The organism is Lacinutrix himadriensis, from assembly GCF_001418105.1.
In the GTDB taxonomy this organism is placed as follows: Bacteria; Bacteroidota; Bacteroidia; order Flavobacteriales; family Flavobacteriaceae; genus Oceanihabitans; species Oceanihabitans himadriense.
Genome location: NZ_LIQI01000024.1, coordinates 245,802 through 259,146, shown reverse-complemented (window position 1 = coordinate 259,146; position 13,345 = coordinate 245,802). Strand labels below are relative to the sequence as shown.

The window sequence follows — 13,345 nt, the reverse complement described above, 5'->3', positions numbered from 1 at the left end:
AATTTAATAATCTTTTGGCATTGGTTTTACAAAGAGTACCTGACCTACAAACAAGCTTGTATCTTCTAAACCATTTAATTCTTGAAGTTCTTTAACTGTAATTTTATATTTTTTTGAAACCGAATACATGGTATCTCCTTTTACCACTGTATGCTTATCATTATTATCTGCTTGCTTTCCTAACACCTCAGCATCAAACCTATGCAATTGATAACGTTCAATTAAGCTAATTAATTTAACAGGATACTTTCTATCGGTTGCATACCCTGCAGCGCGTAGTCCTTTTGCCCAAGATTCATAATCATCTTTTTCAAAATCAAACAATTTACTGTAACGACTTCTACCGGTTAAGAAAAGCGAATGATCTCTAAAGGAATATTTAGAGTTGTTATATTTACGGAAACACTCTTGTGACGCATCATCATCGTGATAAATTTTTGCTCCAGTCCAATCGTGGCATTTAATTCCGAAGTGATTATTAGCCTCTACAGAAAGTCTTCCTTTACCAGAAGCGGATTCTAAAATACCTTGTGCTAAAGTGATACTTGCAGGAATACCATATTTGCGCATTTCATCTTGTGCTATATCGCTATAAATAGCAACATACTCTTCGGTAGAGTTTGCATAAACTTCTGGAGTAGTTGGCGTGATTTCTGGTGTGTTTATAACTACTTTTTCTGGTTCTTTTTCAGAACTTTTAACCACTACCTCTCTTTTATTTCTTTTTGTAACTGTTTTTTTACTAGTTCCACAACTAAACATTAATAGTGCTAAACAGCTTGCAATAATTATTTTCTTCATCTTTTATTCAATCAATGGTAAATTCTTCTTTTTTAAAACAGCATTCATTCCTTCAATGCCTTGTAATCCTCCGGTATGGATGACTAATATTTTGGAATGCTTCGGAAAAAAACCTTTGGCTATCAAATCTTGAATCCCAAATAGCATTTTCCCTGTATAAACAGGATCTAAAGGAATATTGTTTTCTTCTTTAAACGCATTAATAAACGTAATTAAGTTGGGTTTTATTTTTGCATAACCCCCAAAATGATAATCCGTTATTAACTCCCAATTTGTTCCGTTGGTAAATTTAGTGATTTCTTCTTGTAAAAAGTCTCCTTTTAATGCTGGAAATCCCAGAATTTTTTGATGCGGAAAACTCGCGTTAATAATTCCAGATATCGTTCCTCCGGTTCCTACAGGACAACATATATAATCGTACACTTCATCACCTTCTTCTATAATCTCCTCACAACCTTTAACAGCTAGTGCGTTTGTTCCTCCTTCAGGAATTAAATAAAAGTCTCCAAAAGCTTCTTTTAATTCCTCCATAAATAAATCAGATGTTTTACTTCTAAACGCTTCACGAGAAACGAAATGAAATTGCATGCCTTGCTCTTTAGCAAAGCTCAAGGTAGGATTTTCGCCTATTTTATCTTTTAACTCCTCTCCTCTAATAACACCTACAGCATTAAAATCATACTCCATTCCTACTGCAGCAACAGCGGCAATATGATTTGAAAAGGCACCTCCAAAAGTCAGTAAGGTAGTTTTCTTCTGATTTTTGGCTTCTATGATATTATACTTCAGTTTATTTAATTTATTTCCTGAAACAAAAGCATGGTTCATATACGTTTTTCGCACAAAAACCTGATGATCAACACTTACATTAATTTCAACAGTCAAACCCCTCATTTCAACGAAAAATTATTTATTATTAATATTATTAAACTATTTTAGACAAAAGAGTTAATACGTTGTGTTATTTTCAAAAAAAATGTTAATTTACACATGAATTACTCGATTTAAATTTAGATTCCCCAAATCTACAATTTGCTTTTCTTATCCTGTCTTTTTTGAGATAAACTTATGTTCCAAATTTACAGTTTATGATGAAAAAATTACTTAACAAAAAAGACAAGTCAAATATAATAGATTATAAACTATTGCTAGTAATAGTTTTATTTTTTGGCTTTATTCCATTTACAAATGCTCAAACTACACATATTACTCCAACGGGAAATGGTGGTTTTGAATTAGGAACAACTTTTGCTGCTAATGGCTGGACTTCAAATACACCTGCTCAACAAAATAGAAACCAATGGGTTATTGGCACAGGAGCTACCACAGGATTTTCAGGTACTCGCGCAGCATATATCACTAATGCGCGAAGCACAAATCCGCCTCCTCATACATATACAAATACTACGCCTAGAGTTTCTCACTTATATCGAAATATAACCATTCCTGCCTCAGAATCTAATATTACCTTAAATTTTGATTGGATTTGTGACGGAGAAGGTTCTTACGATAGAATGCGAATTTGGTTAGTGCCAACAACTTTTAATCCCGCATATGGCAATCAAATTACTACAAATGGGACAGCGCCAACTGGTAGAGTCCAAATTGGTGGTAATTTTAGCGAACAAACATCATGGACGAATGCAACTTTCTTAATACCTACAGCATATGCTGGCACTACTTTTAGATTAGTTTTTGAATGGCGTAATGATGATATTTTTGGTCAAAACCCACCTATTGGTATCGACAATATATCTTTAATATCTGATGCAAACAGCAGCTATTGTGCACCTGCACCAATAAGTGTTGACGGACTAGGAATTACAAATGTTTCTTATGACGTTGTAAACAATACAACTGGAGCTGAGGCTGGAAATTATGGTGATTATTCTGCCTTAGTAGGTACTGCTGTCGAAGGCGCTACCCTACCTGTAAATATTACTTATTCTACTGGTTACACCTATGACACTACCATTTGGGTAGATTGGAATGATGATTTTGATTTTGTTGATGCCGGAGAAGTAGTTTACACTGGTGTATCACTAGGAGCAAACCCTACTACTTTAGCAGCATCTATTACTATTCCTGCTGGAGCAGCTACTTCTGGAAATGGAACAGGATTACATAGAATGAGAATTGGCGGAAAAGATTTTGGACCAACTAACGATCCATGTTATACCGGAACTTATGCTACTTACGAAGATTACACTTTATTAATTGTAGAACCAGGACTGCCAGTAATAACAACCTTAAGCGATTCGTCTGGTTGCGAAGGTAGCTCACTTACTATTAGTGGAACAAATTTAACAGCAGCATCCTCTGTAACTATAGGAGGCACTGCTACAATTATTACTTCAAATACTGCAAACTCAATAACAGTTACTGTTGGATCTGGTACAACTGGACCAGTAACAGTTTCAACAGGTGGTGGCTCAACAAGTAGTATTTCCTCGTTTACCGTAAATCCTTTACCTGCCAATCCTGCTAACCCAACAAGTAATTCTCCACAATGTAATCCGACCGGAGTTACTATTACTAGAAGTGGAACACCTCCTGCAGGAATAACTTGGTTTTGGCAAACTATTGCCAATGGAACAGCTACAACAGATAGTGGCAACACATACAACACAAATACTACAGGCACTTACTATATTAGAGCTAGAAATAATACTACTGGATGTTGGAGTGCTAGTTCAGGACTTATTAATGTTACAGTTAATAACCCAATAAGTTCACTTGCCACCTCTCCTATTCCTGCTAACAATTCTGCAGCTGTTTGTTATTCTGGATCAAATGTTATCACAAGCTTAAATTGGAATGCAGCAGCAGGTGCTATTAATTATGATGTATATTTTGGAACAAATGCAACTCCTGCCTTTGTCTCTAATTCAACAGCTACAACATTCAACACTGGAGCTTTAGCTGCAAATACAACATATTATTGGAGAATAGTTCCTTATGGTCCTTGTGGCATTTCTTCTGGCACTCCAATTACTTGGAGTTTCACTACCACTAATGCACCATGCTTATGTATTCCTTCGTCTACAAATTCTTCAAATTATATTGATGATTTCTCTACAACAAATGGTATAACAAATATTACAAATAACAATACGGGTTACACCACTGGTGGTTATGCAGATTACACCTCTATGATAGCCTCGCAAGCACCAGGTGGTAATATTACATTTTCTGCTGATTTTATATATGGGGTTGTAGGAATGGGAGTAGGAATTTGGGTAGATTGGAATAACGATGGCGATTTTAATGATCTAAACGAACAAATCTACGATTCGGCTAGCTATATAACCAATCTTAATTTTAATTACACCATACCCGGAGTCGCTGCAGGAACTTATAGATTTCGAATTTTAGCAGATTACTGGTCAACATCACCTGACCCATGCGTTTTTGACTCCTTTGGGCCTTCTGGTGAAGCTGAAGATTATTTGATTACGATTACACCGTTAAACTGTACGGATGACCCAACTAGCTTGACAGGAACCGCTACATCTTCTACTACCGGAACGTTTAGTTGGACAGGCTCTTCTCCAGCACCTGCAAATGGTTACGAGTATATCGTTTCCACTGATAATTCAACGAACACTCCTACTGGAGATATTACAGGAACTACAACAGGAACAACTATAAATCTAACTGGTTTATCCTCAGGAACTACTTACTATATATTTGTAAGAGGCCTTTGTAATGCTGTAGATTTTGGTATTTGGACCTCCACAACATTTACTACTGGTTGTACAAATATAATAACAACACCAACGGTTTGTCCTATAATTGCTGGCGAACAAGGAGTAGACCCTTTTTCCGCAGACCCATTTAACCCAGACCCTAGCTTTAGTTTAGATTGCTCTAGCCCTACACTTACATTACAAGCACATTCCACAATAAGAGAAACAGACAGTTATGACGTAGAACAAATAACTTATGTTGCACCTGTCTATGATTTTCCAATACTATTTGGCGGATCCCAAGTTATATCTACAGATGATGTATGGGCAGATGACACAACAGGTATTGGGTTTGATTTTAATTTTTACGGACAATGCTATGATGAAGTTTTAGTAGGTGCTAATGGTATAGTTACCTTCGACTTAGTAAATAATACACCTGGTACTTTTTGTCCATGGTCATTTAGCACAAACATACCAGACGGAGCGAACTTATTCGAACAAACTATTTTTGGAGTCTATCATGATATTGACCCATCAGGGATGACAAACACACCAATAAGAAGCAGAACAGTTGGTACTGCTCCATGTAGACAGTTTCAAGTATCTTGGGATAACATCCCCATGTTTACCGATCCTTCTACTTTTTACACAGGAATGATTATACTTCATGAAACCACTAATATAATTGAAGTATTTATAGAAGAAAAAAAGATTGAAAACAGTGGGACTTCTACATGGAATGATGGTAATGCCATCGTAGGCTTACAAGGAGATGTATCTAATGGTGAATATGCTGCAGCACCATGTAGAAATGGCTTAGATGCAAATTGGGAAACAACCAACGAAGCATGGCGTTTTGTACCAAATGGAGCTATTATCACACCAAGTTCTGTAGAATGGTTTTCTGCAAGTACAGGAACTACTGTTCTTGGAACAAATTCCACATTAACAGTAAACACACCAGACACGTATACAGCTGAAGTATCCTATACCATCTGTGGTAATACCGTTACTTTAATAGATGATGTTGTTGTAGACCAATCTAGTAAAACATGGAACGGTTCTATTGATACAAATTGGTATGTTCACGATAACTGGACACCTTCTGGGGTACCAACCCTTAGTGATTGTGTTCTTATTCCAGACATAGCCTTATCAAATAATCGTTCACCAATTGCAGATAACACTAACATTCCGACAGGTATTCCAATTCCTCCAATTTTGGCTTCTGCATTAAATTTAACAGTAGATACTAATGGCTATGTTGAAATTCTGTCCGGTACAAATTTACAAGTTATGGATTGGATTCATTTGGATGGAATTATAGACATAAGAGACTCCGGAAGTATAATTCAAGTTTATGAATCTGGACCTAATATAAACAACAACACAGGTAATGGAATTATCAATATGCAACGTACAGTGCCTAGTGGCGTAAATTCATACGATTATATTTACTGGAGTTCTCCAACCGATGAAGATTTTAATGTTACCGATATTTCAGCGGCAACAGGAGAACTAATTTACGAGTGGAATCCAACATTAAACGGCATTACACACGGTGATTGGATTGCTGCTTCTGGAAGCATGAGTAAAGGTAAAGGATATATTGTAAGAGGTTTGGTTCCTGATACTGGCTTACCAACCAATACAACCGAATTTTCCGGAAAACCACAAAATGGTGTGATTACGGTTCCTATAAACCGAGGCACACATACAAGTGGACCTTATACATCTTCTGGAGATTTTCAAGCTACTAACGAAGATGATAATTGGAACTTAATTGGTAATCCTTATCCTTCTGCAATATCTTATGCCGACTTTATAGCTGCAAATCCGAATATAGATGGTACTATTTATTTTTGGACACATCAAACTGCTCCAAGCTATCAAGATAGTCCGTTTTATTATGATTTCATCTATAATTATAGTGATGAGTATATTGACAACAATTTTACCGGTTCTAATCCAAATACTTTTGATGGTGACATTGCTGCAGGACAAGCTTTCTTTGTATTAATGTTAGATAATGCAACGCAAAATGAAGATGTTATCTTTAATAACAGTATGCGTAATGAAACACTAATTAACAGTAATTTCTATAGAACAAATGAATCCATTGCGAGACAATCTTCAGACATAGAACGCCATAGAATTTGGCTAGATCTTATTGCTCCAAATGAAATAGGAACTTCTATTTTAGTTGGTTATGTGGAAGGAGCTACCAACAATAATGACAGATTATATGACGGTTATGAATTTGCTGGAGGAACTATTAGTTTTTATTCCTTAATTGAAGAAGAGAAAATGTCAATACAAGGTAAAGCACTTCCTTTTCAAGATACAGACACGGTACCTTTAGGAATAATAATTCCTGAAAACGGAAACTATTCTATTGCTATAAATACGCTAGATGGATTATTTCAAGATACCAATCAAGCTATTTTCATTGAAGACACCTATACTAATACCATACATAATTTACGTGTTAATCCGTATAGCTTTAATATAAATGCTGGCACCTACAATGATAGATTCATATTAAGATATACCGATAATGCTTTAAGCATAGAGGATTATGAATTATCTGGATTAGAAATTATAGCTCCTAATAATTCCTTTATAAAAGTAAAATCCGGAAACGATAGCATTAGCACAGTGATAGTTTATGACCTTTTAGGAAGAGTTCTAATTAACAAAACAGAAATTAATGCTTCAGAGATTCGTTTTAATAATCATAATTTCTCGGAAGGTGCCTATATTGTTAAAGCAATACTTTCTAACGGAAAACAAAAAATCCAGAAAGTGGTGTTAAAACAGTAGTACGTATTCCTTTTTTGTTAGAATAACTTAATTAAATGAAAAGCTGCAAACTAAAATTCTCTTATTTTTTAGTTTACAGCTTTTCACCTTTTACATCTCCAAAAATCACAACAACAGAAATGTTATAAAAAAAAGTTCTTAAAGAAACTTTTTCTCCTTTTTTAGGCCTAAAAAACTCTCTAAAACTTTCTATGTTTATATCTATTATAACATCCGTGATTCAGACACAATTCACTCACAAAAACCTGAATACCAGCTTAAAATCAATTTTGTCAGTAAAATCATTCATTTTAACGAAAATTTATTTTTATTAAAAAACTTTGAACTATTTTCGACAAAGAAGCAAATTAGATAAATATTCTTTAACAAAAAGACAATAAATCAACTAAAACTGGGAATTCAAGAATTCACCAGACACTTCGTTAATTTATTCATTCTTTTTTTTGGGGAAACAAATTCACATCTAAAGTTTATGTTACCAAAATTAAGCACAAAAAAAAGCGCTTTAAAATTAGAGTTTTATTTTTTTACACCCCTTTAATTTTAGAAAACGTAATAAGTAAAAAACAAAAATGCACCATATCAAAACATTAAAATAATATAGAATCACACCTAAAGAAAAAAAAAAAAAAACATCAACTACCCAACAGCTATTAATATCAATTACATTCATGAAAAAACAACCAATTTTCACAACGCTACTCCTATTTTTAATTACTAGTACTTTTTATGGGCAAACCATAATTTTCTCTGAAGATTTTGAAAGTGCAACTGGTACACAAAACAAACTTAACAATGGCTATATTGGTTGGGAAAACTACAATATAACCGGTACTAATAACCAATGGTGGGTATTCAATAATACACGTAGTTTGATAATAGAAGGCGATTACTCTTTAGCTATCAGTCAAAACAATCCTACCACGGGAGGTACAAAGCCGAGATACAACAACAATAACACTGCAACAAACTACGCTAAATCCCCCTTAATCGACGCTACAGGATATAATACTGTAACTTTAGACTTTAAATGGATTTGCGAAGGAGAAATTTTTTTGGGGGCTGACTATGATTACGGTCAAATAGCATATTCACTAGATGGCACAACTTGGAATACTTTTGCTACAACAGAAAATTTATTAGGAGAAAACACAGTACAAACAGAAGTTAATTTAGATGTCTCGGAAGTTGCAGGCCTATCTTTTTATTTAGGCTTTAGATGGCAAAATGATGGTTCAGGAGGAACAAACCCTAGCTTTATTGTTGATGACATAGTAGTTAAAGGAACAGCTTCCACACCTTGTACAGAACCAACAGCGCAAGCAACAGCTTTAACTTTTGGTACAGTAACAGATACTAGTATTGTAGGTAATTTTACAGTAGCTTCGCCAACACCAGACAATTACTTAGTATTAATGAACACTACTGGTACAACACCTTCGCCTGCTCCAGCAGACACTAACACCTATGCTATAGGTGCTACTATAGGAGGAGCAACAGTTATAGATACAGATGCTAACACAACTTTTACAGCTACAGGTCTATCGCCAACAACAACCTATTACTTTTACATATATAGTTTTAATACTGCTTGTAGTGGTGGTCCAGATTATTATACTACTACTCCATTATCCGGCAATGAAACCACAATAGCTGGTCCATTAATTGTACCATCAACTGGTACGAACACGTATTCCGTATGTTCTGGAAACTTATACGATAGCGGTGGAAGCACTGGTAATTACGCAAATAACTCTTCTGGCTATACGGTTTTAAACCCAAGTATTCCAGGGAATTACACGCAGGTTTCAGGCTCCATTACTACTGAAATCGGTTACGATTATTTAACAATTTATGATGGTGTTGGTACTGGAGGAACAGTGCTTTGGGGAGGTAGTGCCCATGGATCGGGGACCTTATGTACAGCTTTTACCATACCACTTACAACCTCTATTACAGGATCTTTAACAGTAGAGTTTAATTCAGATGGTTCTAATAATTGCTCAGGTTTCAATTTAACTATTAACTGTACAACAACTCCAGGAACGGTATCATATTGTGAACCTACCTCTTGGGATCCAGATGCCTTATATATCAACAGTTTAGCTTTTACAGGTACGCTTGCAGATCCAGCAGAAAACACATCTACCTTTAACACTACAGGATATCAAGACTTTACAGGCTTATCACCAATTGCAATACAAGCGCAAGGCGAAGGAGTTAATATTGTTGCAAATGCAGATGGAAATACCTTTATTAGAGGAACATGGAAAGCATGGGTAGACTGGAATAAAGATGGTGTTTTTAACAATACTAACGAGCTAGTTTATGACATATATGGTCAAGTAACTGTTAATGTGACGTTTGGATTTGTAATTCCTGCTGCTGTTGCTGCTGGTGATTACACGATGCGCATTAGAGTAAATAACGGAGTTGACAACTGGTTTGGTTGGGAAACTTACGGATTTGATTTTGACGCCTGTGATGATTTTGAGGAATATGCATCTTACGACTTTTGGATAGAAGACTACGGTGAAACAGAAGATTATTTATTTACCGTTATAGAAAGTTGTGATGCTAATATTGCGACAATAACAGATGGTGAAAGCTGTGGTACCGGAACCGTAGATTTATATGCTACTGGAACAACTGGAGTTACCGGATTTAATATCTATACAGCAGAAACTGGAGGAACAGCATTATCTCCAGCTCCTACCTTTACTAATCCTGGTGGTGTACCAACTGCAAGTTGGACATCTCCTTCACTTGCAACTACAAACACATATTGGATTACAGCTACCAATGGAAGCTGCGAATCTTTAGTAAGAACTCCTATCGAGGCTAAAATAAGTCCTACACCAACAGTTACTTTCACTCCTTCAGCCCCTATTATATGTGGTGATAATGAAATTATTCAACTTACAGCCGAAGGAGATATAGAAACCGTATATTTAATTCAAGAAGATTTTGAAACTGGTGATTTAGGAGTATTTACAACTAATAATATTGTAAATAACGGGGCTACAATTAATAACAAAACAAAATGGCAAAACAGAACAAGTGTTTTTATTCCTAATGAACAAGGTTGGTTTCCTGCCATATCTTCTGGTTTTGGAAACAACAAATTTGTTATGTCCACTTCAGATGTAGGCACATATACTACACATAATGAACTAATTTCACCTACATTAAATACTGCAGACTTTTTAGACCTTACATTAGATTTCAAAATGTACCATTCACGTTATTATACAAATGGTACTAATCCAACACTAGAAAATGTAAATATAGAGGTCTCTACCGATGGCGGAACAACTTATACAACGTTGCCTTCAGGAACCATACTAACAGATGTTGCTTCTGGCTCTCGTTTTGACACCTTATCTTTTGATTTAAATGCGTATACCAATGAAAATACGTTAAGAATTAGAATAGAATATTACGCAGAATGGTGTGATGGCATCGCTATAGATGACATTAATTTATTTGGTGAAAAACCTGTAAATACCGCCTTTGATTATGATACGACAACAGTAGATGCGTATACAGATACAGCAGGTACAATTAGCTATACACCAAACACACCCGCTACTACTATATGGGTAAAACCGACACTTACACAGCTAGAAAACGCAACTTTTAGTATTCCTGTTAGCACCACATTATCTAACGGTTGTACGGTAAGCAGCAGTATCTTAGTTACCAATAACTCCAAAGTATTTAAAGGAGGTGGTTCTGATTGGAATGATCCTACTAGCTGGAAACCTGCAGGAGTACCAACTCCCGATAATTGTGTTATTATCCCAGATGGAGAAGCATGTAAAGTACCTAACAACACAACCACGCCATTTCCTCCTTTTGGTTACCAAGCATACGCTAAAAACCTAACGGTTCATAACACAGGAACTATAGAAGTAGTCGCAGATAATTATTTAACGGTTACAGATTGGATAAATGTAAAAACAGGTGGAGACTTAACCATTAAATCTGGAGGTAGTCTTATTCAAGAAACAGATGTAGCTACTAACAATAATACAGGAAATATTACCATGGAAAGAACTGCCACTATAGCTAGTTCTTATGATTATATCTATTGGTCTTCTCCTGTTGAAGGTTTTAATGTTACCAATGTATCTCCTGGTTCTTCTAATATTTACGAATGGATTCCTACCATTGGCGGTAATTATGGAGATTGGTCAGCAACAAGCGAAAATATGATTCCTGGTAAAGGATATATTATTAGAAACATAAGCGGTACTCCTACTCCTTCAACTCCGGAGTTTGTGGGTACTCCTAATAATGGAATAATAACCAAAGCTATTACAAGAGGGACATACAATAGCGGAGTTTACCCTGGAGGCGGATCCACTATGGCAACCAAACTAGATGACAACTGGAACCTGATTGGTAATCCTTATCCTTCCGCAATTTCGGCAGATACTTTTATTACAACCAATGCGTCTGTAATTGGTGATGATACAAATAACGCTATTCAAGGAACCGTTTATCTTTGGAGACATTTAGAAACTCCTAGCAATACAACTAACGATCCATTTTACCAAGATTACGTATATAACTACAACTCTAACGACTATGTTGCATATAATAGCACAGGTTCTAATCCTGCAGGATTTAATGGTAAAATAGCTTCAGGACAAGCATTCTTTGTACTTATGGAACACACAGCTCCTGTAAATTCAAGTGTTATATTCAATAACACCATGCGTGATGGAACATTGAATAACAATCAGTTTTACAGAACAAATGATGCGTCGGAACGTACTTCAAACACGGAGAAACATAGAATTTGGTTAGATCTAATTGCACCAAACAATACCGCAAACGCTATTTTAATTGGTTATGTGGAAGGAGCTACTAACAACAAAGACAAATTATATGATGCTTACGAGTTAAGTGAAACTAACACACGATTCTATTCCGTAGTGGAAGAAGAGAAAATGGCGATACAAGGTAAAGCACTTCCTTTTCAAGATACAGACACGGTTCCACTAGGAATAGTAATTCCTGAAAACGGAAATTATTCCATTGCCATAAACACACTAGATGGATTATTTCAAGATACCAACCAAGCTGTTTTTATAGAAGACACCTATACCAACACCATTCATAATTTACGCGTTAATCCGTTTAGCTTTAATATAAATGCTGGCACCTATAATGATAGATTCATATTAAGATATACCGATAATGCTTTAAGCATCCAAGATTATGAATTATCTGGATTAGAAATTATAGCTCCTAATAATTCCTTTATAAAAGTAAAATCAGGAAACGATAACATCAGCACAGTGATAGTTTATGACCTTTTAGGAAGAGTTCTAATTAACAAAACAGAAATTAATGCTTCAGAGATTCGTTTTAATAATCCTAATTTCTCGGAAGGAACTTTTATTGTTAAAGCAATACTTTCTAACGGAAAACAAAAAATTCAGAAAGTGGTTTTAAAACCTTAATAATACTTTACAAAATTCCAAAAAGACCTTGATTTTAAATAATTAAGGTCTTTTTCATTTATATAAGCTTCTCTTTCAAATGAAATATTCCTATACGCTTCCTCCCAATTTCTACACGAAATCCATCGAACCAAAAACTCTAAAAAATACAAGAAATAAAAAGGAATAAGGAACAGCTCTAATTGTTGTCTTAAATGAATTTGCTCATGGTTAATTAGTGTTTTATTCCGCTTTAAACTTCTATATTTTAAAAATACAAAAGGAAAAATAGCTATTCCCGTGTACCCTTTAGGAACCATATATTTTGAAATAAAAATCATATTTTATACCATTCAAAAATCAATCCAAATTACATTATATTTGTGATATGAAGAAATTTACACCTCTTGAAGAAGGCGACTACTACCTAACCCCCGAAGGTTACAAGTGTTTCACAGAGCAATACCACCTAAAACGTGGATACTGTTGCGAAAGTGGTTGCAGACATTGTCCCTACGGATATAACGCCACAACTTCAAGAAAAACAACCACCAAAAAGTAAAGCCGGTTACCATT

At 35.2% G+C, this 13,345-nt stretch carries 5 protein-coding genes; 3 read left to right on the top strand and 2 right to left on the bottom strand.

Annotation, left to right across the window (positions count from 1 at the left end; genetic code table 11):
• Positions 1–3 precede the first annotated feature (3 nt).
• Positions 4–801: a glucosaminidase domain-containing protein gene (locus AMD28_RS12925; RefSeq protein ID WP_055444559.1), complete on the bottom strand. Its 798-nt coding sequence runs from the start codon at positions 799–801 to the stop codon at positions 4–6.
• Positions 802–804: 3 nt separating this feature from the next.
• Positions 805–1,695: a 1-aminocyclopropane-1-carboxylate deaminase/D-cysteine desulfhydrase gene (locus AMD28_RS12920; protein ID WP_055444558.1), complete on the bottom strand. Its 891-nt coding sequence runs from the start codon at positions 1,693–1,695 to the stop codon at positions 805–807.
• A gap of 194 nt (positions 1,696–1,889) precedes the next feature.
• Here AMD28_RS12920 and AMD28_RS12915 point away from each other — a divergent pair, with 194 nt between their 5' ends.
• The 3 genes from AMD28_RS12915 (at position 1,890) to AMD28_RS18630 (ending at position 13,331) form a co-directional block, all read left to right on the top strand.
• Positions 1,890–7,316, top strand: a complete 5,427-nt coding sequence (locus tag AMD28_RS12915; RefSeq protein WP_083478312.1) for a GEVED domain-containing protein — start codon at positions 1,890–1,892, stop codon at positions 7,314–7,316.
• A gap of 671 nt (positions 7,317–7,987) precedes the next feature.
• Positions 7,988–12,790: a GEVED domain-containing protein gene (locus AMD28_RS12910; RefSeq protein ID WP_055444556.1), complete on the top strand. Its 4,803-nt coding sequence runs from the start codon at positions 7,988–7,990 to the stop codon at positions 12,788–12,790.
• 367 nt (positions 12,791–13,157) lie between these two features.
• Positions 13,158–13,331, top strand: coding sequence for a C1orf53 family protein (locus AMD28_RS18630; RefSeq protein ID WP_161804637.1), 174 nt, complete (start codon positions 13,158–13,160; stop codon positions 13,329–13,331).
• Positions 13,332–13,345: the final 14 nt, after the last annotated feature.